General features: G+C 72.1%; 20 protein-coding genes. 9 read left to right on the forward strand and 11 right to left on the reverse strand.

Annotated features, from left to right (window positions below):
• Positions 1 to 185 precede the first annotated feature (185 nt).
• From O7595_RS02950 to O7595_RS02960, 3 genes are read left to right on the forward strand one after another with little or no spacing between them, the layout of a single operon-like run.
• Positions 186 to 1,046, forward strand: a complete 861-nt coding sequence (locus O7595_RS02950) for an ABC transporter ATP-binding protein (protein WP_269727150.1) — start codon at positions 186 to 188, stop codon at positions 1,044 to 1,046.
• The gene (locus O7595_RS02955) at positions 1,043 to 2,023 is read left to right on the forward strand and encodes an ABC transporter substrate-binding protein (RefSeq protein ID WP_269727151.1); all 981 of its coding nucleotides are present in this window, start codon (positions 1,043 to 1,045) and stop codon (positions 2,021 to 2,023) included. Before O7595_RS02950 ends, O7595_RS02955 begins: the two co-directional genes overlap by 4 nt.
• Positions 2,024 to 2,028: 5 nt before the next feature.
• Positions 2,029 to 4,095, forward strand: a complete 2,067-nt coding sequence (locus O7595_RS02960; RefSeq protein WP_269727152.1) for an iron ABC transporter permease — start codon at positions 2,029 to 2,031, stop codon at positions 4,093 to 4,095.
• A 26-nt stretch (positions 4,096 to 4,121) separates the two neighbouring features.
• On the opposite strand, the gene O7595_RS02965 is transcribed toward O7595_RS02960, so the two are convergent.
• The 4 genes from O7595_RS02965 to O7595_RS02980 form a co-directional block, all read right to left on the reverse strand.
• The gene (locus O7595_RS02965; protein WP_269727153.1) at positions 4,122 to 4,577 is read right to left on the reverse strand and encodes an SDR family NAD(P)-dependent oxidoreductase; all 456 of its coding nucleotides are present in this window, start codon (positions 4,575 to 4,577) and stop codon (positions 4,122 to 4,124) included.
• Positions 4,459 to 4,836, reverse strand: coding sequence for a nuclear transport factor 2 family protein (locus O7595_RS02970; RefSeq protein WP_269727154.1), 378 nt, complete (start codon positions 4,834 to 4,836; stop codon positions 4,459 to 4,461). The genes O7595_RS02965 and O7595_RS02970 overlap by 119 nt, the downstream gene beginning before the upstream one ends.
• Positions 4,837 to 4,906: 70 nt before the next feature.
• Positions 4,907 to 5,683 (reverse strand): thioesterase II family protein, encoded by a 777-nt coding sequence (locus O7595_RS02975; RefSeq protein WP_269727155.1) that lies wholly within the window; start codon positions 5,681 to 5,683, stop codon positions 4,907 to 4,909.
• A gap of 365 nt (positions 5,684 to 6,048) precedes the next feature.
• On the reverse strand, positions 6,049 to 8,451 hold the full coding sequence (locus tag O7595_RS02980; RefSeq protein WP_269727156.1) for an excinuclease ABC subunit UvrA: 2,403 nt from the start codon (positions 8,449 to 8,451) through the stop codon (positions 6,049 to 6,051).
• A gap of 412 nt (positions 8,452 to 8,863) precedes the next feature.
• Here O7595_RS02980 and O7595_RS02985 point away from each other — a divergent pair, with 412 nt between their 5' ends.
• From O7595_RS02985 to O7595_RS02995, 3 genes are all read left to right on the forward strand, one after another.
• Positions 8,864 to 9,337 carry a carboxymuconolactone decarboxylase family protein gene (locus tag O7595_RS02985; RefSeq protein WP_269727157.1) on the forward strand — a complete coding sequence of 158 codons (474 nt, stop codon included), beginning with the start codon at positions 8,864 to 8,866 and terminating at the stop codon, positions 9,335 to 9,337.
• A gap of 754 nt (positions 9,338 to 10,091) precedes the next feature.
• Positions 10,092 to 10,988 carry an RNA polymerase sigma-70 factor gene (locus O7595_RS02990; RefSeq protein WP_269727158.1) on the forward strand — a complete coding sequence of 299 codons (897 nt, stop codon included), beginning with the start codon at positions 10,092 to 10,094 and terminating at the stop codon, positions 10,986 to 10,988.
• A gap of 150 nt (positions 10,989 to 11,138) precedes the next feature.
• The gene (locus O7595_RS02995) at positions 11,139 to 12,326 is read left to right on the forward strand and encodes a PP2C family protein-serine/threonine phosphatase (protein WP_269727159.1); all 1,188 of its coding nucleotides are present in this window, start codon (positions 11,139 to 11,141) and stop codon (positions 12,324 to 12,326) included.
• Positions 12,327 to 12,350: 24 nt separating this feature from the next.
• On the opposite strand, the gene O7595_RS03000 is transcribed toward O7595_RS02995, so the two are convergent.
• Positions 12,351 to 13,577, reverse strand: coding sequence for an amino acid aminotransferase (locus O7595_RS03000; protein WP_269727160.1), 1,227 nt, complete (start codon positions 13,575 to 13,577; stop codon positions 12,351 to 12,353).
• Entirely contained in the window at positions 13,570 to 14,553 is a 984-nt protein-coding gene (locus O7595_RS03005) for a DMT family transporter (protein WP_269727161.1), read from the reverse strand. Before O7595_RS03005 ends, O7595_RS03000 begins: the two co-directional genes overlap by 8 nt.
• 146 nt (positions 14,554 to 14,699) lie before the next feature.
• Between O7595_RS03005 and O7595_RS03010 the strand changes: the two genes are divergently transcribed.
• Positions 14,700 to 15,188: an Lrp/AsnC family transcriptional regulator gene (locus tag O7595_RS03010; RefSeq protein WP_269727162.1), complete on the forward strand. Its 489-nt coding sequence runs from the start codon at positions 14,700 to 14,702 to the stop codon at positions 15,186 to 15,188.
• 105 nt (positions 15,189 to 15,293) lie between these two features.
• On the opposite strand, the gene putP is transcribed toward O7595_RS03010, so the two are convergent.
• Positions 15,294 to 18,875 carry a sodium/proline symporter PutP gene (gene putP / locus O7595_RS33610; RefSeq protein WP_332328112.1) on the reverse strand — a complete coding sequence of 1,194 codons (3,582 nt, stop codon included), beginning with the start codon at positions 18,873 to 18,875 and terminating at the stop codon, positions 15,294 to 15,296.
• Positions 18,876 to 19,134: 259 nt separating this feature from the next.
• Positions 19,135 to 20,100, reverse strand: a complete 966-nt coding sequence (locus tag O7595_RS03025; RefSeq protein ID WP_269727163.1) for a pirin family protein — start codon at positions 20,098 to 20,100, stop codon at positions 19,135 to 19,137.
• A 149-nt stretch (positions 20,101 to 20,249) separates the two neighbouring features.
• Here O7595_RS03025 and O7595_RS03030 point away from each other — a divergent pair, with 149 nt between their 5' ends.
• Positions 20,250 to 20,600, forward strand: coding sequence for a tetratricopeptide repeat protein (locus O7595_RS03030; RefSeq protein WP_269727164.1), 351 nt, complete (start codon positions 20,250 to 20,252; stop codon positions 20,598 to 20,600).
• Positions 20,601 to 20,640: 40 nt separating this feature from the next.
• Here the strand turns inward: O7595_RS03030 and O7595_RS03035 are convergent, their stop codons facing one another.
• The gene (locus tag O7595_RS03035; RefSeq protein ID WP_269727165.1) at positions 20,641 to 22,092 is read right to left on the reverse strand and encodes a dihydrolipoyl dehydrogenase family protein; all 1,452 of its coding nucleotides are present in this window, start codon (positions 22,090 to 22,092) and stop codon (positions 20,641 to 20,643) included.
• Positions 22,093 to 22,242: 150 nt separating this feature from the next.
• On the opposite strand from O7595_RS03035, the gene trxA reads away from it, so the two are divergent.
• Entirely contained in the window at positions 22,243 to 22,623 is a 381-nt protein-coding gene (gene trxA, locus O7595_RS03040) for a thioredoxin (RefSeq protein ID WP_138051777.1), read from the forward strand.
• A 164-nt stretch (positions 22,624 to 22,787) separates the two neighbouring features.
• On the opposite strand, the gene O7595_RS03045 is transcribed toward trxA, so the two are convergent.
• Complete coding sequence (locus tag O7595_RS03045) at positions 22,788 to 23,057, reverse strand: hypothetical protein (RefSeq protein ID WP_269727166.1); 270 nt, start codon at positions 23,055 to 23,057, stop codon at positions 22,788 to 22,790.
• Between the two features lie 184 nt (positions 23,058 to 23,241).
• Entirely contained in the window at positions 23,242 to 24,087 is an 846-nt protein-coding gene (locus tag O7595_RS03050; protein WP_269727167.1) for a TIGR02452 family protein, read from the reverse strand.
• Positions 24,088 to 24,232: the final 145 nt, after the last annotated feature.

Raw genomic sequence — 24,232 nt, forward strand, 5'->3', positions numbered from 1 at the left:
GCTTCGTTGTGTACGTGCAGCCGTCGGCCCGTCCGGCGACCCGGCAGAATCGGCCGGGCGTCGGCAGGGTCCGCCGTCTAGGCCGACTCCGAGTGCCGCGTTTGACAAAATATGGCCGGTTCGCCCCTTGCGCCCTCCACCCCACCCTTCCCGGATGGTCATAAGGTTAGGCTAACCTTTGCGCCGTGAGAGTCCCTGAAGAGAACTCCGCGGCCCCCGGTCCCCGCGGTCATGAGCTGTCGGCCACGGGTGTCACCGTGGCCTACGACCGTGTCGACGTCGTGCACGACGCGTCCCTGACGCTTCGGCCCGGCGAGGTGACCGTCCTGGTGGGGCCCAACGGCAGTGGGAAGTCCACGCTGCTGCGCACCCTGGCGCGGCTGCAACGCCCCAGGACCGCGACCGTCGTCATCGACGGCGGCACGGACGGGCTGGCCATGACGCCGCGCCAGTTCTCGCGCCATGTGGCCCTGCTGACGCAGGGGCGTCCCACGCCCGGCGGACTCACCGTGCGGGACGTCGTCGAGTTCGGCCGGTACCCGTACCGGAGCCGCTGGGGCAAGGTGGACCCGGGCGGGCGGGCGGCGGTGGACCGCGCGCTCGCCATGACCGGCGTCGCGGAGCTCGCCGACCGGGGAGCGGAGCATCTCTCCGGCGGCCAGCTGCAGCGCGTATGGCTCGCCTGCTGTCTCGCCCAGGAGACCGGCGTGGTGCTCCTCGACGAACCGACCACGTATCTCGACCTGCGCTACCAGGTCGAACTCCTCGACCTCGTCCGCGACCTCGCGGACGAGCACGGTATCGCCGTCGGCACCGTCCTGCACGACCTCGACCAGGCCGCGGCCGTGGCCGACCGGATCGTGCTGCTCCACGAAGGCCGGATCATCGCCGACGGACTCCCCGAGGACGTCCTCACCGCCCGGCGGCTGACCGACACCTACGGAATCCGCCTCGAAGTCGACACCGATCCCCTGACCGGCCGGCTGCGCACCCGCGCGATCGGCCGACACCACTCGCGAACCGAAAGGCTCAGTACCACCTCATGAGACGCCTCCTCCTCACCGCCGCGGTCGCGACCTCGGCGGCCCTCACCCTGACCGCCTGCGGGACGACCGAGCCCGCCGCCGACGACGCGAAGAAGACGTCCGCCGAGCCGATCACCCTCACCGACTCGACCGGCACGGAGGTGAAGCTCGACGGGCCTGCCAAGAAGGTCGTCGGCACCGAATGGAACGTCGTCGAGAGCCTGGTGTCGCTGGGCGTCGACCCCGTCGGTGTCGCCGACGTCAAGGGCTACAAGACCTGGGACACCGCGGTCCCGCTGAAGAACGAGCCCAAGGACATCGGCACGCGCGGCGAGCCGAGCATGGACACGATCGCGTCCCTTGCGCCCGACCTGATCGTCGCGACGAACGACCTGCCGCCGGCCGCCGTGAAGCAGCTGCGCAAGGTCGCGCCGGTCCTGGAGGTCCGTGCCGCCGACGCGGCGGACCCGATCGGCCGGATGACCGAGAACCTCGACCTCATCGCGAAGGCCACCGGCACCACCGAGCAGGCCGAGAAGCTCAAGAAGGACTTCGACGCCAAGCTCGCCGAGGGCAGGAAGGCTCTCGCCGACGCCGGTCTCGCCGGCACGAAGTACGCCTTCGCCGACGGCTACGTCGTCTCCAACCAGGTCTCGATCCGGCCCTACACCAGCGGCTCGCTCATCGGCGCCGTCAACGAGAAGCTCGGTCTGAAGAACGCCTGGACGGTCAAGGGCGACCCGAGCTACGGGCTCGCCGCGACCGACGTGGAGGGCCTCACCAAGCTCGGCGACGTGCAGTTCGCCTACATCGGAAGCGACGGCGACAAGGCCAGCACCCCGTTCACCGGCGTCCTCGCCAAGGACAAGGTGTGGACGTCGCTGCCGTTCGTGAAGAAGGGCAACGTCCACCGGCTGCCCGACGGCATCTGGATGTTCGGCGGCCCCGAGTCGATGGGCAAGTACGTCGACGCCGCGGTCCAGGCGCTGACGAAGTAACACCCATGGCCGTCACCGCTTCCCCACCCGCCACCCGTCCGCCGGCGGCCCCGTCCCGGACGGGCGCGGCCGCGGTGACGGCCGCACTGCTCCTCCTCGTCACGGCCCTCGCGGTCGTCGACATCACCCAGGGCACGGCCGCCGTCGGCGCGCCCGAGGTCTGGAAGGCGCTCACCGGGCGCGCCGACCCGGACGACGCGTCCGTCATCATCGCCTCCCGGCTGCCCCGTATGACCGCGGGACTGCTCGTAGGGGCCGTGCTCGGCATGGCGGGCGCCGCCCTCCAGGCGGTCAGCCGCAACGTCCTCGCCTCGCCCGACACCCTCGCGGTGAACGCCGGTTCCTATCTGGCCCTCGGCCTGACCGCCGTCACCGGCGTCTCGCTGCCGCTCCTCGCCTCCTCCGGTGTGGCGTTCGCGGGCGGTCTCGTGGCGGCGGCCGTCGTGCTCGGGCTGTCGGGCCTGGGCACCGGAACCGTACGTCTCGTCCTCGCCGGCAGTGCCCTCATGCTCGGGCTGACCGCCATCACCGAGGCGCTGCTGCTGCTGTTCCCGCAGCAGACCGAGGGGCTCTACCGATGGAACCAGGGCAGCATCTCCCAGAGCGGTTACGACGGCGTACTGCAGATGGTGCCGCTCGGTGTCATCGGCCTCGTCGGACTGCTGCTCGTCGCCCGCAGGCTCGACGCGCTGGCGCTCGGCGAGGACGCCGCGCGCGGGCTCGGCGTCCCCGTCCGGGCGACCCGAGTCACGGTGGTCGTCCTCGCGGCGCTGCTCTCGGCGGCGGCGGTGACGCTCGCCGGGCCGATCGGCTTCGTGGGCCTGTGCGCCCCCGCTCTCGTCCGGCCCCTGGCGCGCAGGTTCCGCGGGTACTCCCGGGCACGTGGCGGAATTCCCGTCGCCGGACTGGCCGGTGCCGTGCTCGTCCTCGGCTCGGACGTGCTCCTGCGCGCCGTCGTGCCCGCCGATGTGGCGGTCGCCGTGCCGACGGGCGTGGCCACCAGCCTCGTCGGAGCCCTGTTCCTGGTCGTGATGGCCGCCCGGGTCAAGGACGGCGCGGGCGCCGCGGCCGGCGACCGGCTGCGCATCCGCAGCCGGGCCGTCTTCCTGACGACGGCGACCGTGCTGGTGGCCGTGCTCGTCGGCGTGACGATCGCCGCGGTGCTGCTGGGCGACAGCAAGCTGCTGCTCGGCGACGTGATGAACTGGGCGCAGGGCAGGGCCGGTCGCACGGTCGGGTTCGTCCTGGACACCCGCGTGCCCCGGGTCCTCGCGGCACTGTGCGCGGGCGCGGCGCTCGCCCTGGCCGGGACGCTCGTCCAGGCCGTGACCCGCAACCCGCTGGCCGAGCCCGCCATCCTGGGCGTGTCCGGCGGCGCCGCGCTGGGTGCCGTTCTCCTGGTGACGACGGTGGCCTCGGCCGGGTCGTGGGGCGTGGCCGGCGCGGCGTTCGCGGGCGCGGCGGCCGGCTCCGTCGTCGTGTTCGGACTCGCCGCGCGGGGCGGCTTCCAGCAGAACCGGCTCGTTCTCGTCGGCTTCGGTGTCGCCACCGGCTCTGCCGCGCTGATCAGCCTGCTCATCGTGCTCACCGACCCGTTCAACGCGACGAAGGCACTGACCTGGCTGTCGGGTTCCACCTACGGGCGGAACGCGGTCGACGTGCTTCCGCTCGCGGCCGTGCTGGCGGTGGGCGTACTCGTCGCGGTCGTGCGGCGCACCGAACTCGACCTGGTGTCACTGGACGAGGACACGCCGAGGCTGCTGGGGCTCGCTCTGGCGCGGGGGCGTCTGGGCTTCCTCGTCCTGAGCGTCCTGCTCACGGCCACCGCCGTGGCCGCGGCCGGCACGATCGGCTTCGTGGGGCTCGTCGCCCCGCACGCGGCACGCGCGCTGGTGGGCCGGCAACACCTCCGGGTGGTTCCGGTGGCGGTGCTCCTCGGCGCCTCCCTCGTGTGCGTCGCCGACCTGCTGGGCCGTACCGTGATCGCCCCGGCGCAGCTCGGCGCAGGCCTGATGACGGCGGTGATCGGCACACCGTACTTCCTGTATCTGCTCGTCCGCACCCGCCGGTAGGGAACGCGTCCGCACGCACGGAGGCGTCACGTGACTTCCAGGCCGCCGTCGACGGTGAGGACCTGGCCGGTGGGCCATTCCGTCGTCGGGTCCGCCAGCCGAAGGACCCACACGGCGATCTCCTCCGGCCTGCCCCGGCGGCCCAGGGGAATACGGGCGGCCTCCGCCTTCTTGATCTGCACGACCTCGGCAGGGGGAAGGCCGGCGGCGGTCAGGGCGTCACTCTCGACGGGCCCGGGAGCGACCGCGTTCACCCGCACGCCTTCCGGTGCCAGTTCGAGGGCCCAACTCCTGGTCAGGTGCTCGATCGCCGCTTTCGAGGGCCGTCCGGGAGAGGATGTGCCGCGCTCCGCCGGCCCCCTCCTACAGGCGCTCCACCAGGCCGGACCGCCACTCCGGCGACGGATCCGAGCCCAGCTCGCTCCAGTACTCCCGGCCGGCGACGATCCGTCCGGAGCGCACGGTCCAGAACGACGCGACACGGTGCACGCCCATCGTCCGGTGCGGCACCTCGACCTCCGACGCCACCTCCTCGCCCTCGGCCACGATCCGCAGGACCCGGACCGACCACCCCTCCGGATACTCCGCGTTGACGCGAACGTAGTCCTCCCGGCCCACGATCCGTTCACCGCTGACCGGCCACTCGACGACGACATCGGGGGCGAGCAGCTCCCCCACGCCCGCCCAGTCCCGCGCCTGCATGCGATCCCACAACCCGTGTACGACCTTCGACGGCTCCATGGGCACATCCTCGCAGCCCCACTGACGGTGCCACCGGCCCGGCCGCGTCGGCCGGTACGACCACCCCCGCTCACCCCGCGGACGCGGGGAGCATGCCGCGGATCAGCTCGGCCACCTCCCCCACGTGGTCGTTCAGGAAGAAGTGCCCGCCCTCGAACACGCGCGTGCGGAAGTCGCCCGAGGTGCACTCCCGCCAGTCCCGGAGGTCCTCGACGGGCACCTCGGCATCCCGGTCCCCCGTCAGGGCCACGACGGGACAGGACAGGGTCCGGCCGAGGGTGGGCTCGTACGTGGCGAGCGCCCGGTAGTCCCCGCGCAGCGCGGGCAGGATCACATCGAGCAGTTCGGGGTCGTCGAGGAGCGCGGACTCCGTGCCGCCCAGCGTCCGTACCCGGGCGATCAGTTCGGCGTCGTCCCGCGGCCAGTCCCGGGGCCGCCTGCGGGCGGCGTCCGGCGCGCGACGGCACGACAGCACGAGCAGTAGCGGCTGGCCTCCGGGCACGCGCGCCAGCCGCACGGCCACCTCGTACGCGAGCGAGGCACCCATGCTGTGCCCGAGCAGCGCCCGGGGGCGGTCGCCCGGCGGCCCCAGCTCCGCGACGACCAGGTCCGCGAGCCGATGGAGGTCCTCGACGGGTGGCTCGTGCAGACGGTCGAGCCGCCCCGGGTACTGCACCGCCAGGACGTCCACCACCGGGGCGAGTTCCACGGCGAGCCCGCGCCAGTAGGCGGCGGAGCCGCCGGCGTGCGGGAAGCAGATCAACTCGAACGCCGGATTCCCCGCGGTGCCGTCGCCGTGCTCCACCGAGTGGAAGCGCCGCAACCACAGGTTCCGTCCCTGACTCACCCCGACCAACTCCGCACCTCGAAGCTCCACCGCGTGTCCGTGGCGGACGCACGACGCGTACGCACCTCACCGGACCTGCCCGCACACACCGAACCGGGTTCGCACGTCCGCGGGTTCACCCCGCATCGTCGCATTTCGCCCCCACGAGTGTCCCGCCCCGTCGACGTGAACGTGATCACCGCGGCGGCCGCGGCGGCGACCGCCACGTCGGTAGCCCCGCGCGCTGCGGCGCCTGCGGGGGCTCCCGACGTGCCGCGCCGGCCGCGTCTGCCGCGCCCGCTCGGCGCCGGCCGCGCCGCCCCGTACCGGAGCCCCGGTCGGGCGTCGGACGCCGTGCTCGGCGCCGCCCCGGTCGGGCGTCGGCGTCACGCTCCGACGTACTCCGCGAGGTGCTCGCCGGTCAGGGTGGAACGGGCGGCGACGAGGTCGGTCGGAGTGCCCTCGAAGACGACCCGGCCGCCGTCGTGACCCGCGCCGGGGCCGAGGTCGATGATCCAGTCGGCGTGCGCCATGACCGCCTGGTGGTGCTCGATCACGATGACCGACTTCCCGGAGTCGACGAGCCGGTCGAGCAGCCCGAGCAACTGCTCGACGTCGGCGAGGTGGAGGCCGGTCGTCGGCTCGTCCAGGACGTAGACACCACCCCTGTCCGCCATGTGGGTGGCCAGCTTGAGCCGCTGCCGCTCGCCGCCCGACAGCGTGGTGAGCGGCTGGCCGAGGCTGAGATAACCCAGCCCGACGTCTGCGAGTCGCTCGAGGATCTTGTGCGCGGCGGGCGTGCGTGCCTCGCCCGCGCCGAAGAACGCCTCCGCCTCGGTCACCGACATCGCGAGCACCTCGCTGATGTCGCGGCCGCCGAGGTGGTACCCCAGTACCGAGGGCTGGAAGCGCTTCCCCTCGCAGTCCTCGCAGGTGGTGGCCACTCCGGCCATCATCGCCAGGTCGGTGTAGATCACGCCGGCGCCGTTGCAGGTGGGGCAGGCACCCTCGGAGTTGGCGCTGAACAGCGCCGGCTTCACGCCGTTGGCCTTGGCGAACGCCTTGCGGATCGGGTCGAGGAGCCCGGTGTACGTCGCCGGGTTGCTGCGGCGGGAACCGCGGATCGGGCTCTGGTCGACCGACACCACGCCCTCGGCTCCCGCTTGCCGGGGCAGCGACCCGTGGAGGAGCGAACTCTTGCCGGAACCGGCGACACCGGTGACGACGGTGAGCACCCCGAGCGGGACGTCCACGTCGACTCCCTGCAGGTTGTTGGCCCTCGCGCCGCGGATCCGCAACGCGCCCGTGGGCGTGCGCACGGCCTCCTTGAGGGTGGCCCGGTCGTCGAGGTGGCGTCCGGTGACGGTGTCGCTGGCCCGCAGCCCCTCGACGGTGCCCTCGAAGCAGACGGTGCCGCCCTCCGTGCCGGCGCCCGGCCCGAGGTCCACGACATGGTCGGCGATCGCGATCGCCTCCGGCTTGTGCTCGACGACGAGGACGGTGTTGCCCTTGTCCCGCAGCCGCAGCAGCAGATCGTTCATCCGCCGGATGTCGTGCGGGTGCAGGCCGATGGTCGGCTCGTCGAAGACGTAGGTGACGTCGGTGAGCGAGGAACCGAGGTGGCGGATCATCTTGACGCGCTGTGCCTCGCCGCCGGACAACGTGCCCGCGGGACGGTTGAGCGAGAGATACCCGAGGCCGATCTCGGTGAAGGAGTCGAGGGTGCCCTGGAGCGCGGTGAGCAGCGGCGCCACCGACGGTTCGTCGAGTCCGCGGACCCACTCCGCGAGGTCGCGGATCTCCATCGCGCAGGCGTGGGCGATGCTGATCTCGTTGATCTTCGACGACCTGGCCCCCTCACCGAGCCGGGTGCCGTCGCACTCGGGGCAGGTGGTGAAGGTGACCGCCCGCTCCACGAACGCCCGGATGTGCGGCTGCATCGACTCCTTGTCCTTGGACAGGAACGACTTCTGGATCTTGGGGATCAGTCCTTCGTAGGTGAGGTTGATCCCGTTCACCTTCACCTTCGTCGGCTCGCGGTGGAGGAAGTCGTGCATCTCCTTCTTCGTGAACCTGCGGATCGGCTTGTGCGGGTCGAGGAATCCCGACTCGGCGTAGATCCCGACGGTCCAGACGTTGTCGGACTTCCAGCCGGGGATGGTGAACGCGCCTTCAGCGATCGACTTGGAGTCGTCGTAGAGCTGGGTGAGGTCGATGTCGGAGACCGTGCCGCGGCCCTCGCAGCGGTTGCACATGCCGCCGGTGCGCTCGTAGGTGGCCTTTTCGGCCTTGGTCCTGGCGCCGCGCTCGACGGTGATCGCGCCGCTCGCCCGGACCGAGGCGACGTTGAAGGAGTAGGCGCTCGGCGGGCCGATGTGCGGCTGCCCGAGCCGGCTGAAGAGGATGCGCAGCATCGCGTTGGCGTCGGTGGCGGTGCCCACCGTGGAGCGGGGGTCGCCGCCCATCCGCTGCTGGTCGACGGTGATCGCGGTGGTCAGACCGTCGAGGACGTCGACCTCGGGGCGGGCCGCCGTCGGCATGAAGCCCTGGACGAAGGCGCTGTACGTCTCGTTGATCATCCGCTGTGACTCGGCGGCGATCGTGTCGAACACGAGGGAACTCTTGCCCGACCCGGAAACGCCCGTGAACACCGTCAGTCTGCGTTTCGGGATCTCGATGCTGACGTCCTTGAGGTTGTTCTCGCGCGCTCCGTGCACACGGATCAGGTCGTGGCTGTCGGCGGGGTGCGGCTCAGGCGACTGGGGGCTGGTCCTCGTGACCTTGCTCATCTTCTCTCCATCCGTCGGGCGCCCTCGCGGTCCTTCGTCGGCGTCGCCCGGCTCGGTCCGACCGTCCTCGAGCAGTATGTCCGGTGGTCCGTCCCTCGGCGGTGCGGGTCATGGATTCGCTGCGAGGTGCGGCGGGAGGCGGCTCGCGTGAAGGGTGATGTCCGTGCCCGTCACGCTAGCCGCGGCCCGCCGCCGGATGCTTCTCCGATTCTGATCGGTCGGGTTCCGATCGGCCCGGCAGGCCGCCTCGGTACCCCGGGGCGGACCCCGCCGGCCGTGAGTACGAGCGCACGCGGCAGGCTCCGGCTCGGCCGGCCGAGCAGCGAGACACAGGTCACACTCGTCCGGCTGTCACGTCCCGCCGAGCTGTCCGGTCAGCAGTGCGTATCTGCCACTCGGCCCAGGAGCACACATGGAAGCGCGTCTCGACTACTTCGGCAACGCCCTTGCGGGCAAGGTGCTTCGGCACCTCAACTCGGCGGGCAGGGCCGCCTCGGACTCGGGGCTTCCGGTCCTCACCCAGGAGCTGGTGAAGATCCGCGCCAGCCAGATCAACGGCTGCGGCTTCTGCACCGACATGCACACCAAGGACGCCGCCGTCGCCGGTGAGTCCCCACTGCGCCTCAACCTGATCGCCGCCTGGCGGGAGGCCACGGTCTTCACGGACGCGGAGCGCGCGGCCCTGGAACTGGCGGAGCAGGGCACCCGGATCGCCGACGCGGCCGGTGGTGTCACCGACGAGGTCTGGGCCGCCGCGGCCGAGCACTACGACGAGGACCAGCTCGTCGCCCTGATGTCCCTCATCGCCGTCATCAACGCCTACAACCGCATCAACGTGATCAACCAGCAGCCCGCGGGCGGTTACCAGCCCGGTCAGTTCGGCTGACCGAGGACGCCCGGCACCGCGGTGAACGAACGTCCGTCTCCGCGTCGCCCCGGCCCTCCGGCGGGGAGACGGACCCCCGGCGCCGGACTGTTCCGCCGTACCCCCGCGTAGGGACGTCGAACCGGGGGAGACCGTGTCCGGCTCCACGGCCACCCACCTCCCGGACCTTGCCGCCGTCGTCACGGGCGCGGGTTCGGGCACAGTCCGTGCGACGGCCGTCGCACCGGCGGAGGCGGGGTCCGCGTCCTCCCTGTGGGACGCCGGAAGGACGCCCACCGGAGGAGACGGCCCCCGCCCACCCCGCTCCGATCGACGGTGGGCGCGAACTCGTCGGACGGCATCGAATGTGACGATGCGTCAACTCCGGCCGGGCCGCCATGGGTGCCGGACCGCTCCTTCCGCCGGCGGGCCGTCGACGCCGACTGCCGCTCGGTGCAGCGGCCGCCGCGGACGGATTCCCGCCGGCGCGATCCTCATCACCTCGTCCACCACCGGTTCGCAGGACGCTCCCCCGGGCGATGACCGATTGCGCCGCGCACCCGTGCCCGGGGAGGCGGGGCGGCCACACCGGCATGCCCCGAGCACCGCGGCGCGGAGGGGTGGGGCCGGTCCCCGGTGTGCCGGCGGCAGCGGGACGCCGGCAACGGCGGGCGTCGTCCTCCCCATGTGCGATCGGTGTGAGCACCCACGGCCACCGGAGCAGGCCGCCGTACCGGCTCGTAGCATGGTGGCCACGGGTCCGGAAGGGACGACCATGCTCGCTGGGGATGACGCCGACCCCCTTGACCAGGCAGCGAGGGACTTCGTCGTCGCACGCCCGCGACTCTTCGGCATCGCCTACCGCGTGCTCGGCAGTGCCGCGGAGGCCGAGGACATCGTCCAGGACGCGTGGCTGCGCTGGCAGAAGGCCGACCGCTCGGACGTGGTCGAGCCGGCCGCCTTCCTGGCCACCATCACCACCCGCCTGGCCATCAACGCGGCCCGGTCCGCCCGGGTGCGGCGGGAGTCGTACGTCGGGCCGTGGCTTCCCGAACCGATCGACACGAGCCAGGACCCCCAGGTCGGGGCGGAGCGGGCCGAGGCCGTCGAGATGGCGGTGCTCTTCCTGCTGGAGAAGCTGAACCCGGTGGAGCGGGCCGCCTACGTCCTCAGGGAGGCGTTCGACTACCCGTACAGGCAGGTGGCGGAGGTCCTGGAGACCAGCGAGGCCAATGCCCGCCAGCTGGTGAGCCGTGCGCGCAAGCACCTGGCCGCCGAGCGCAGGGAGCCCGTGAGTCCGGCCGATCACCGGCACCTCCTGGAGGTGTTCCTGACCGCCGCGCGGACGGGGGACCTGAGAACCCTCGAGGACGTCCTGGCCGCTGACGTGGTCAGCTACTCGGACGGCGGAGGGGTACGTCGGGCATCGCGGATCCCGGTGGTCGGACGTCCGCACGTCTCCCGGTTCGTCGTGGCCTTCGCGCCGCGGTTCTGGCCCGGGGCGGACGTCCGGTGGGTCGAGGCCAACGGCCGCCCGGCCGTTCTCGTCTCGTCCGACGGCCAGGTCTTCGCGCTCCTGTCCGTCGACGTGTCGGCTGAGGGCATCGAGCGGATCATGTGGGTGATGAACCCGGACAAGCTGGCGCCCTACACGGCGTCGTTGGACCGCTGAGACCCCTCGCCCGATCCCTGCGGTGTCCCATGTCCCGCGGTGCCGGACCGGAGGCGTCCAGGAGCTCCCGTACCGCAGCCGCGCGGCTCGCCGCGGGGCGCGGGATCCCGGCTGCCCGGCACCCGGCGCGCGGTCGGTTACGGTGCTCCCATGGGCACCACAGCGCGGAGGCGAACCGGCGGTGCCGACGACGACGGTGCCGGCACTCTGTGGACCGCCACGCCACCGCTGTGGCTGCGCTCGCTGCCCGTCGCCCTGCTGGCCGCGCTGGTCCTGGCCCAGGGAGTCACGCCCAACCAGGTGGAGCTGGGCGCCTACTACGCGGCCGTGGCACCGCTCGCGGCCCTGGCGTACGGAGCACCGGGTACCGCCATCACCGGCGTCGCCGTGCTCGGCATCATGCTGCTCCCGCGCGTCGGAGCCGGCAGCCTGATCGCCGAGGAATTCGGGGCCGTCGCCGTGATCGCTGCGCTGAGTGTGGTGATCGCCGGGGTGCGGCAGCACTTCCGCGGCCGCCTGGAAGTGGCCGGTTCGGTCGCCGAGGCCGCCCAGCTCGCCGTGCTCACCCCGGTTGCCGACCGTGTGGGCGAGCTGCGCTGCGCCGCCCTCTACCGGGCCGCGCAGCGGGGTGCCCTGGTCGGCGGGGACCTCTACGACGTACGGCCGGGGCCCTACGGAGTACGGGCCCTGGTCGCCGACGTCCAGGGACACGGGCTCGCCGCCGTCGGCACCGTCGCGGCCCTGCTGGGAGCCTTCCGCGAAGCCGTCCTCGACCAGCCGGACCTGCAGGGGGTGGCGGCGCGGCTGGAGCGGCGGCTGACGCTCGATGCCGTGGCCGGGGCCGGGGCCGGGGCCGGCAGCGAACTGTTCGCCACCGCGTTCCTGATGGAGTTCCCTGCGGACGGCTCACACGTGCGCATCCTCAGTCAGGGTCATCCCCCGGCCCTGCTGCTGCGTGGCCGCACGGTCCTGGAGATGCGCTGCGAGCCGGGCCCGCCGCTCGGCACCGGGCTGCCGGGGCTGCCGGCGGCCAACCCCACGACGGTGCCGCTCCGGCCCGGCGACGTGATTCTCGCGTACACCGACGGTGTCACGGAGGCGCGGGACTCCTCCGGCACCTTCTACCCGCTGGACGACCGGCTCACCGCCCTGCTCGCGGAGGGCTCGGACGCCTCACCGCGGGCCGTGGTGGATGCGGTGTGGGGAGACCTGCAGCGGCGCACGGGTGCGATGGACGACGACGTGGCGCTGCTGGCGCTCGCGGTCCCCGGTGCCGCTGCCACCAGGTCGGGCGATCGAGCAGGGCCTCGACGCCCCGACCCGGGTACGCGTTCGTGAGGGACGCGGCGGGCGACCGCTCCGTCATCGTGCCGACGGGGCGGCCGATGCCACGCCTGATGTGTCGGCGGTCGCGTACACCGCGGCGATCCCCTGCGCCAGGTAGGGGATCCGGTGCGCCGGGACACCGGCGATGTTGATGCGCCCCGAGGCCGTTCCGTAGATGGCGAACCGCCTGCGCAGTCGGCGCATGTCGTCCGGCACGAGCGGCAGCATCGAGAACATGCCCTTCTGCCGCGCGAGCGAGTTCGCCAGGGTGCCGCAGCCCAGCGCGTCGAGGTGGGCGACCAGGTCCGACCTGTTGGCGGTGATCCGGTCGCGCATGGCGTCGAGTTCGGCCCGCCACTCGGCCCGTAGCCCCTCGTCCTCGAGGACGGTGGTGACGATGGCGGCTCCGTGCTCCGGAGGCATCGAGTACAGGGTGCGTGCGGCGTTCTGCAGGGCCGTTTCCACGTGCCGCAGCGCCGGGCCCGACGATCCGAGGACGATCGCGCAGCCGGTGCGGTCGCTGTAGAGGCCGAAGTTCTTGGAGCAGCTGACGGCGATCAGCATCTCCGGAAGGCGGTCCGCCAGCATCCGGGTGGGCTCCAGGTCGGCCTCGAGTCCGTCGCCGAGCCCGTGGTAGGCCAGGTCGACGAAGGGGACCCAGCCGTTCGTCGCGGCGAGCCCGGCCATCGCCTCCCAGGTCTCGAGCGAGGGGTCGACCCCCGTGGGGTTGTGGCAGCATCCCTGGAGGAGGACCACGTCGTCGCGTCCCGCGCCACGCAGGTCGTCGAGCATGCCCGTCGGGTCGGGGAGTCCTTCGGGGTCGATCCGGCCGTAGGTCCGGACCTTCAGTCCGGCTGCCTGGAGGATGGGCCGGTGGTTGACGTAGGCGGGCTCGCTGATCCACACCGTCGCACCCGGCCGGGTCTGGCGTACCAGGTCGGCCAGGAGGCGCAGTGCTCCGGTACCCGCCACCGTCTGGACTGCCGTGGCCCGTGTGATCAGTGCTTCGGCGCCCAGAACCGTGGACAGCATGGCCCGGTTGAAGGCGGTGTTGCCCGAGAGTCCGCGGTACTCCTTCGAGGCGGAACGTTCCGCCAGGCGTATCTCGGCCTCCCTGACCGCCGACATGACGGGTGTCGTTCCCGTGTGGTCCCGGTACACGCCGAGGACGAGGTTCAGGCGCTCCGGGCGCGTGTCGGCCTCGAACTCGGCAGCGAGATCCCACAGCGGGTCTGCGGGCGGGGCGGCAAGAAGTTCAAGCATCAGCGGAAACCTTGGCTCGGGGGCGTCGATTGGCGAGAACGACACCGGCGGTGATGAGGGGCACGCCGACCACGACGGGCAGGGTCGGTGCCTCGTCGAGGAGGGGAATGGCGAGCAGGACGACGACGACCGGGCTGAGGCTGCCGACGACGGAGCTGCGCTGCGGTCCCAGCCGCCGGATCGCGAACGCGTACAGCAGACCGGCACACAGGCCGACGCCCAGCCCCTGAACGACGAGGAACAGCACGAGGTCGCCGCCGGCCGCCCGGGCGAGGTTGGTGGGCAGGACGCCGGTCAGGACCAGGAACGAGACGACGGCGAACGACGGAAGGCACAGCAGCCCTATGGATCCGACCGGGTCGAGGTCCACTTCGCGCAGCCCCACCGTGTAGAGCGCCCACAGGCCGCTGGCGACGAGCAGGGTGCCCGAACCCAGCAGGACCTCCGTGTCCAGAACCACGGTGTGACGGAGGACCAGCGCGATGACTCCGGCGACGATCAGCACCAGGCCGGCCGTCTGCGTGCCCCGCGGAGCACCACGCCCGCTCGCGACGAGCAGGGCGGAGACGAACAAGGGGACCATCCCGGGGACGATCGCACCGACGAAGGCCGCCGACGTCAGCGAGCCTCCGTACATCGCCGCGAGGAAGAACGGCACCCCCGCACCGCAGATGATCTTGGCGGCGGGGCCCGGGTGCACGGCGGCCAGTCGGCGTCTGCGCCGCCACAGGGCAGGCGCGAGGACGACGAGGGGCACACCGAACCGCAGGACGGCCGCGTCCGCCGGAAGCAGGGTGGAGGCACTGAGAGCGCGGGCGCTCAGCGCGAACGCGGCCCAGATCGCCACGGTCAGCAGCAAAGCCGACATGCCCACCGCCTGTGGGGAGAGTCCCCCGTTCCGCGCGGCGGCTGCCGTGGGGGCCGTGCCCCCGGCCTCCGCGGGCGCCGGCGCCGCGGCCGTGTTCGTCGCGACCACCGAAGAATCCTCCCGCCCATGGACCTGTCGGGCAGCACCGTGCCACCCCTGACGACTACGGCAACGCTAGATCAATCAGCGGGGCATACGATTGCCAGTTGTGCCCTTCAGACGTAGCTTTGAGGCAGAATCTGCCAAGGAGAGCCATGGACGCGGTTGATCTCAAGATTCTTCACGAGTTGCAGGCGGACGGCCGCCTGTCCAACCAGGACCTCGCGGACCGGGTACGGCTGTCGCCCTCGCCCTGCCTGCGCCGAGTGCGCCGCCTCGAGGAGTCGGGTCTGATCAGCGGCTACACCGCCATGGTGGACCAGGTCGCCTTCGGCCTCCCGATCACCGTCTTCGTACGGGTCCGTCTGGAACGTCACACCGCCGAGGCGGTCAACGTGTTCGAGCGGCACGTCGGGCTCATCGAGCACATCCAGGACTGCTACCTGATGGCGGGCAGCAGCGACTACCTGCTCAGAGTCGTCATCGAAAGCCTCGAGGCGTACGAGATCCTGGTGCGCACGCAGATCCACGCCATCCCCGGAATCGCGTCGATCGAGTCCAGCTTCGCGTTCGGGAGCGTGAAGCAGTCCCGGGTGTACCCCCGCCCAGGTGTGCCGTCCCGCCCGGCGGCCGGTCCTCGCTGACGTGCCGCGCAGGGATCCGCGAGCCAAGGGGACGAGGAGGCTCGGAGGCGATCCCCGGGTACGGTCCGTGCGGCCGCACGGGCGGCCCCCGCGGGGAGGTGGGGCTCACCTCGTCCGTTCGTCGGGAATCGCCTGTTCCGCCCAGATGATCTTGCCGGTCTTCGTGTAGCGCGTGCCCCATCGCCGGGCGAGCTGAGCGACGATCAGCAGGCCTCGCCCTCCCTCGTCCGTGGTCCTGGCGTGGCGCAGGCGCGGCGAAGTGCTGCTGGCGTCGGAGACCTCGCAGATCAGGGCGCGGTCCCGGATCAGACGCAGACAGATCGGTCCGGTCGCGTGGCGGATGGCGTTGGTGACCAGTTCGCTGACGATCAGCTCCATGGTGAACACGAGATCGTCCGTTCCCCACTCGGACAGCTGCCGGCCGGCGAGGCTGCGGGCATGCGCCACGGCGACGGGGTCGGAGGGCAGGTCCCAAGTGGCGACCTGGTCGGCGCCCAGGATGCGGGTCCGGGCGAGGAGCAGCGCGGCGTCGTCGGACGGCGGACCGGTCAGCAGGGCGTCGACCGCGTGGTCGCCGGTCTCCTCCAGCGTCGGCCCGGGGACCGCGAGAGCGCTGCTCAGCCGGGAGAGGCCGACGTCGACATCCCGGTCGGGGGCCTCGATGAGGCCGTCCGTGTAGAGCCCGATCAGGCTGCCCTCGGCCAGCTCCAGTTCGACGGATTCGAAGGGCAGGGATCCGAGACCGAGCGGCGGTCCGGCGGGCAGGTCCAGGAAGTCGGCGGTGCCGTCGGGGCCGACGACAACGGGCGGGAGGTGGCCGGCCCGGGCGAGCGCACACTGCCTGCTGACCGGGTCGTACACGGCGTACAGGCAGGTGGCCCCCATCAGCGCGGCGCCCACGCTCTCGCTCTCGGCCGTCGCCGACTCGTCACTGCCGGGCGCCTCCATGAGGCCGATGACCAGGTCGTCCAGGTGGGCCAGCAGCTCGTCGGGGGGGAGGTCCAGGTTGGCGAGCGTGCGCACGGCCGTCCGCAGGCGCCCCATGGTGGCCGCGGAATTGATCCCGTGGCCGACCACGTCCCCGACGACCAGTGCGACCCGGGCCCCGGAGAGCGGAATCACGTCGAACCAGTCACCACCCACGCCACTGGGCGCATGTGCCGGGAAGTACCAGGAGGCCACCTCCAGAGCGGATCCCCCGGTCAGCTCCTGCGGAAGCAGATAGCGCTGCATCGAGCGGGCCGCGGTGCGCTCGCGGGTGTAGCGGCGCGCGTTGTCGACACACACCGCGGCACGGGAGACGAGTTCCTCGGCGAGACGTGTGTCGTCCTCCTCGAAGGGACCCAGGCGCCGGGAGCGGACGAACGTCGCCGCGCCCAGGGTGATACCGCGGGCCCGCACCGGCACCACCATGATCGAGCGGAACTTGTACTCGCGGATGACGGCGCCCAGCGTCGGGTCCATGGCCACCCACGCGCTGGTGGAGGCGTCCAGGATCGGTTCCACCAGGGTCCGGCTTTCCAGCAGGCACCGGGCGACGGGGGACGAGGGCGTGCGCTGGACCGTTTCCCCCACGGCCAGTCTCGCCTCCGGAGCACCCTCCCGCACCGACTTCTGCGCCGCGCGGCGGATGACGGGGCCGGAGCCGACTGGTCCGGGGGCGGGTTCGTCACCCCTCATGACGGAGTCCAGCAGGTCGACGGCGACGAAGTCGGCGAGGGACGGCACGGCGTCGTCGGCCAGTTCCTGTGCCGTTCGGGTCACGTCCAGCGTGCTGCCGATCCGGGCACCGGCATCGCTCAGCAGGGCCAGGCGCTCCTGGGCCCGCCAGCGCTCGGTGACATTGATGATCATGTACCAGACGCCCACGTGCCGGCCGTGGCGGTCCTTCATCCCGAAGAACGAGGCGGAGTACGCACGCTCCTGGTGGGGATCGGCGTAGCTGGGCCCGCGGAACTCGTAGTCCATCACCGGAGACCCGGTCCGCAGGACCGTCCGCATCCTTTCCTCGAACGCCTCCGCCTCCAGCTCGGGCAGCACCTCCTTGACCCGCCGTCCGAGCCGTCGTTCGAGGGGGATCAGCCGCCCCAGTACGTCGTTCACCCAGACGTACCGCAGATCCGTGTCGAGGACCGCCACGCCGACCGGTGCGTGCGCGAGGAACGGTTCGAGCCTCAGCTGGCTCACCCCGCCCCCCGGCATCCGCCAGAAGGCGCGCTTCGGCGGCCGGCCGACGAACCTGCCGAAGAACAGCGCGGAGGCCGTGGCGACCAGCACGCCCGGCACCATCTCGTAGATGCCCGAATCAAGCGGCCCCAGCAGCGGACTGATCTTCTTCCAGAAGAGCACCGTGGCCGCGCCCGACACGATTCCCGCCATGGCCCCCGCCCAGGTCATACGCGGCCAGTACAGCGAGAGGAGGACGACCGGCCCGAAGGCCGCTCCGAAGCCGGCCCAGGCGTAGGCGACGATGTTCAGCACTCCGCCGCCCTTGAGGGCGATCAGGCAGGCTACCAGGATCACCACCACCACGGCGCCGCGACCGACCCACACCAGCACCTTGTCCGAGGCCCGCCGGCTGAGCAGGGCCCGGTAGAAGTCCTCCGTGAGAGCGACGGACGACACGAGGAGCTGGCTGTCCGCGGTCGACATGATCGCGGCCAGTACGGCGACCAGCATCACCCCGGCGATCCAGGGGTTGAGCAGTGTCTGGGTCAGGGCGATGTAGACGGTCTCCGGATTGTCCAGTGGCGTATCGAGCTGCCCGATGCCCACGAGGCCGACGAGCACGGCGCCGCCGAGGACGACGAGCACCCAGCCCGTGCCGATGCGCCGGGCCGCCGGGACGGCGAGGGCGCTGCGGATGCCCATGAAGCGGGCCAGGATGTGCGGCTGACCGAAGTAGCCGAGGCCCCAGGCGAGCAGCGAGATGATGGCGACGGCGCCGAGCGGCCCGCCGGCCGTCCACCGGCCGTCGGCATAGCCGGCCTCGGCCCCCACTTCCAGCAGGGTCGGCGTCTTCTCGACGAGGGCGTTCTCCAGCGCCCCGAAGCCCCCGAGCGCCCCGATCCCGATCACGGGGAGCACGAGCAGGGCGAGGAACATCAGGGTGCCCTGCATCACGTGCGTCGTGCTCACGGCGAGGAAGCCGCCGAGGCACGAGTACACCACGATGACCAGGGCGGTCAGCGACACGGCGAGCTCGAAGTCGACGCCGAAGACCTTCTCGAACAGCAGCCCGCCGGCCACCAGGCCACTCGCGACGTAGACGGTGAAGAACACGACGGTGACCGCCGCCGAGACCATCCGGAGCATCCGGGTGCGGTCCTCGAACCTCTCCTCCAGGTAGGCCGACAGGCTCACCGCGTTACCTGCCCGCTCGGTGTAGGTGCGCAGCCTCGGCGCGACGAACAGCCAGTTGAGGTAGGTGCCGATCGCCAGCCCGACGGCGATCCAGCCGGCCCCGACGCCGGCCGCGTAGACGGCTCCGGGAAGCGCCAGGAACAGCCAGCCGGACATGTCGCTGGCACCCGCGGACAGCGCGGCGACCGGCGCGCTGAGCCTGCGGCCGCCCAGGGCGAAGTCGGCGAAGGTGCGGGTGCGGGTGTACGCCCAGACACCTACTGCGATCACGGCGACCACATAGAGGACGAACGTGGCCGTGATCGGCGGGCTCACATCGGACATCTATTCCTCGCCTGCGAGGCTGACGAGCACGGGCGCGGCACATCGGCCGGTCTGCGGCGCCTTTCGCCCTGGCAAACAAATCTACCGATTCCGAGCCGGTGAGGGCCGATCGGAGTCCTCCTCACGGGTGCCGCGACGTCGGCCCCGGCCGGTTCCACCGCGGTGGCACGGTGGACCGGGGAGCGGCGCGCGGCGGGCACGCCGGATCCTCACCCCCGGTCCCCGGAGCGACGCTCGAGCCGGAGATCGTCACCCGAGGTCAGCGCACCCGGCCCCGCGGCTTGAGCGGCACGGGCGGCAGGTCGGGCGCGGCGAGCCGGTCGCCCTCGTACCCGTGGACCTCGCCGAAGCGGGAGCCCTCCGCCCAGTCCTTGCGCGCGGTCTCGATCTCCTCCTGCGTGCGGCCGATGAAGTTCCACCACATGATGAGCTCCTCCTCGAACGGCTCGCCGCCGAGGAGCATCAGGCCGGCGTCCGAGTCCGCGCGGAGGGGCAGTTCGCCGCGGCCGCAGCCGAGGTAGAGCATCGAGCCGGGGAGCAGGGGGACGCCGTCGACACGGGCCTCGCCGGACATGGCGAGCACGGCGTACTCGAAGTCCGGTTCGAGCGGGACGGCGGTCTCGGTGCCGTGTGCCAGGGCGAGGTCGGCTCCCACGATCGGTGTGTACGTGGAGCCCGGTGACACGGCGCCGTCGAGCTCGCCGAGGATGACCGTGGCGGTCAGGCCGGGGGCGGTGACCTGCGGGAGCTCGGCGTGGTGCTGGAAGTGGGGTTCCACGTGTCGGTGGGCGTCCGGCAGGGCCACCCACAACTGGGCGCCGTGGAGGAAGCGGGCGTGGCTCTTCGGGCTCTCCTCGGAGTGGCTGATCGCCCGCCCCGAGGTCATCAGCCCGAGCTCCTTCGGCCGGATCGTCCGGAGGCTGCCGACGCTGTCCCGGTGCAGCACCTCTCCCTCGTGCAGCCAGCTCACGGTCTGCAGGCCCATGTGCGGGTGGGGTGGGACCTGCATCCCGGGCTCGTCGGCGATGTCGTCGGGGCCGTAATGGTCGACGAAGCACCAGGCACCGACCATCCGGCGGCCGAGGTTGGGGAGCAGCCGGCGGACCTCGGTGGACTCGCCGAGCGGCACGCGGCGGGGGGTGAGGAGTTCACGCACCGGATCGGCGACGACGAAGCCCTTGCCGCCGCATACGGAGAGCGCAGCCTGACGATCAAGATTGCTCATGCCGCCCAACCTAGCCCTGTGCGGTGCCGATGCGCCGCAGCGCGATGATGCGGAATGTTCAACCACTTTCTCGGGTTGACGGAAGTCCCGGCGGGATGACGGAGCAGCGGTCCGTCGACAGATCCGCGGATGACGGAGAGGAAGGCGAAGTGGGCGACACCTACTACGAGTTCGGGACCCCGGCGGAGCGGTGGGACCGCGCACGGTTCTTCTTCGACGCCAGGGAGTACACGACGGCCGCGCGGATCCTCGACGGCCTCGTCGCCGAGGCGCCCGAGCAGGTCGCACCGCGGCTGCTGCTGGCCCGCGCCTACTACCACTCGGCGCGGCTCGGCAGGGCCGAGACCGAGCTCCTCGCGGTGCTGGAGCGCGACCCGGTCGAGCACTACGCCCGCCTGATGCTGGGCCGCACGCTGGAGCGGCAGGGCAGGCACACCGAGGCCGCGCCGCACCTGAGGATGGCGGCGGCGATGTCCGGGGACCTCCCCGAGGTGCCGTGAGACGCGGGCCGCCCCCCGCCCGGGACGGTACGGGTGCCGGTCAGCCGCTCTGGCCGTCCCCGCCGTCCCGGTACTCCTCCAGCAGACGCAGCCACACCTCGCTGATCGTCGGATACGAGGGCACCGCGTGCCACAGCCGGTCGATCGGTACCTCCCCGGCCACCGCGATCGTGGCCGAGTGGAGCAACTCGGTGACGCCCGGCCCGACGAACGTCACACCGAGGAGGATCTCGCGGTCGAGATCGACGACCATACGGGCGCGGCCGCGGTAGTTGTCGACGAACAGGCTCGCGCCGGCGACGGCGGCGAGGTCCTTGTCGACGGCCCGGACACGGTGCCCGGCGGCCCGGGCCTCCGCCAGCGACAGGCCGACCGCGGCCGCCTCCGGGTCGGTGAAGACGACCTGGGGGACGGCGTCGTGGTCGGCCGTCGCCGAGTGCGCACCCCAGCGGTCCGTCTCCAGCAGGGGGGTGCGCCGGGCGCGCGCGACGATCGCCGCCCCGGCGATCCGGGCCTGGTACTTGCCCTGATGGGTGAGGAGGGCACGGTGGTTGACGTCACCGACCCCGTACAACCACTCGTGGCCTCCCACCCGGCAGCTGTCGTCCACCGCGAGCCAGGACCCGGGCTGCAGGCCCACCGTCTCCAGACCGATGTCCTGGGTCCGCGGGGCGCGGCCGGTGGCGAACAGCACCTCGTCCGCCTCGATCATCTCCCCGTCGTCGAGGACGACGGTGACCGGACCGCCGGGGTCGGGCCGGTTGACCGCCGCCACCCCCACACCGGTCCGTACGGTCACCCCGGCCCCGGTCAGCGACTCGGCGACGTACTCGCCGACGAACGGTTCCATCCGCGGCAACAGCCCCCCGCCGCGCACCAGCAGGGTCACCTGCGAGCCGAGCCCCTGCCAGGCGGTGGACATCTCCGTGCCGACGACTCCCCCGCCCACCACGACGAGCCGGTTCGGCGCCTCGTGCGCGCTGGTCGCCTCGCGGCTGGTCCATGCCCTGGCCCCGGTGAGACCCGGCAGATCCGGCAGCACCGCCCGGCTTCCCGTGCACACGGCCACGGCGTGCCGCGCGGTCAGCACATGGTGCTCGCCCTCCGGTCCCTCGACGACGACCTTGCGGGGGCCGTGCAGCCGCCCCCGGCCGCGGTAGAGCCGGGCACCGATCCCGTCCAGCCAGGAGACCTGGCCGTCGTCCTTCCAGTGCGAGGCCATCCCGTCGCGGTGGGCGAGGACGGCCTCGGTGTCGAGGGGGCCCTGCACCGACCGGCGCACACCGGGCACGTTGCGCGCGTCGGACCGTGTGATCACGGGCCGCAGCAGTGCCTTGCTCGGCATGCACGCCCAGTACGAGCACTCGCCGCCGACCAGTTCGCTCTCCACCACCGCCGTACTCAGACCGGCGGCCCGTGTGCGGTCCGCCACGTTCTCGCCCGTCGGCCCTGCCCCCAGCACCACAACGTCGTACTCCACGGCTTCCGTCATACGCACAGTGTGGTGGCACGTGTGGAGCGTGGCCACATGGGCAGGCGGAATACGGCCGTACTCCGCGCCTGTTGTGGCGGACGCCCAACGCGCCGCCAGGGCGCCGGAGGGACGGGGCCGACCGGACACCCCAGGAAGAGGTAGTAGGTAATGAGCACTGTCGAGCTCACCAAGGAAAACTTCGATCAGGTCGTTTCCGAGAACGACTTCGTCCTGATCGATTTCTGGGCTTCCTGGTGCGGTCCGTGTCGCCAGTTCGCCCCGGTGTACGAGAGCGCCTCCGAGCGCCACGAGGACCTCGTCTTCGCGAAGGTCGACACGGAGGCGCAGCCGGAGCTGGCGGCGGCGTTCGACATCCGTTCCATCCCGACGCTGATGATCGTCCGGGACAACGTCGCGGTCTTCGCGCAGCCGGGCGCGCTGCCCGAGCCCGTCCTGGAGGACGTGATCGGCCAGGCGCGCGGCCTGGACATGGACGAGGTGCGCAAGTCCATCGAGGACGCGCAGAAGAACGAGGCGACGCAGCAGTGACGCACTCGGGGCGTGCCCGGCCGCGAACATCGCGTGCCGGGCGCGTCCGCGCTCTCGGTCACTCCGTCCCCGAGACCCCCTAGCCCCCTGGTGGCCCCGTATCCCGACCGCGGCCCGCGGTGCCCGCCGCTCCGGGGCCCGTGCCTGTCGTGGCAGCGGCCCTCTCAGTCGGGCTGCCAGTCCCTGACCAGCGCCGTCAGCCCGTAGTCGAGCTCCGAGCCGTCCACGAGCAGCGCCTCCACCGTGCGGGTCTGCGGGTCGACGTCCGCGACGATGCCGTGGCCCGCGTAGCGCGGATAGCCCGACGCGCCCAGCTCCCCGGTCATCTCGACCACGGCCGTGCGCACCGCGCTGTCCTCGACCGCGGCACCACCGCGGTCCTCGACGTGCTCCGGCACGAGCAGGATCTCGAAGCGCCGCGGAACAGTGCCCATGCCATGACGCTAGTCAGGCCCGGCCCGTCACGCATGCCGGCGCCCGCGCTCCGGCTGGCCCCCGTGGTGACACCGCCCGGGCGACGGGTCCCGCACCCCGGGTCGACTCGCGCCGCACCGCCGTCGTCGCCGTCACCTCGTGGCGCTCGGTGGGCCGGCGGGACGGCCGCACGAAGGGCCGGGCTCAGGAGACCCGGTCGGGCGCCGGGCCCGCCGGGAAGGCCTCCTGGAACGCCCGGAGCGTCCTCGCCTCCCGCGTCCGGTCCAGCACCGCGAAGACGATCTCGTCGAAGTGCCCGGAGAAGCGGCCGTCCCCGGTGAGCAGCGTCCGGAACGCCCCCGCGACCAGCGCCGGGTCGTTGCGGAAGACCCCGCAGCCCCACGCGCCCAGGACGAGCCGCCGGTAGCCCGTCGCCGCCGCGGTCTCCAGGACCCGCTCGGCCCGGGAGGCCAGGGCCGCCGGTATCCGGTCGGCCAGCTCCGGCGTTCGGCCGGTGATCACGCCCGCGTTGGGCGCCGGCGAGGTGAGGAAACCGACCGTGAACGGCGTGTCGAGGAGCCCGCCGCGCTCGTCCCGGAACACCGGCACTCCGGGCGAGTGGATCACCCGGTCGGAGTAGAACGGGTCCCGGACCTCACGGTGGTGGGCGTAGAACCCGGGCACGGCCAGCAGCGTGGTGTAGAGCGCGGAGTCGCGGCAGAGCGCTTCCTCCTGCGCCTGGGCGCCGTTGAGGTACCCGCCCCCGGGATTGCGGGCCGAGGCGAAGTTCAGGACCGCGACCGGACCGGCGCCCCGGTCGGTCAGCCGCCGCGCGGCCGCCAGGCTGCTCTCCCCGGTGACCTCGCATAGGCTGAAACGGTCCGTGTCGGGGACCACCGGCACGGGCTCGGGCCCGAACATCCGTGTCCCTTCGACCGCGGCGGACAGATCCCCGCCGATCGTCACCGTGTGGCCGCCCGGTGCCCGGTAGCGGCCCGCTTCGACGATCTCCTGGGTCTGTCGTGCGACCCCCCGCAAACGTGCGCTCATGCCCGGAATCCTCAGTGATCAAGGAGGCGCCCCGCAAGCCTGTTCTCGCCCCGCTCACCTCGCCGGAAGCAGAGCCGCCCCGCTCGAGGGGCACTCTTGTGCGAACCGCAGCGGTGGCTTTAGGTGGACGGAACGCCTTCGACAG

Origin of the sequence: Streptomyces sp. WMMC940, assembly GCF_027460265.1 — a bacterium.
Classification (GTDB): domain Bacteria; phylum Actinomycetota; class Actinomycetes; order Streptomycetales; family Streptomycetaceae; genus Streptomyces.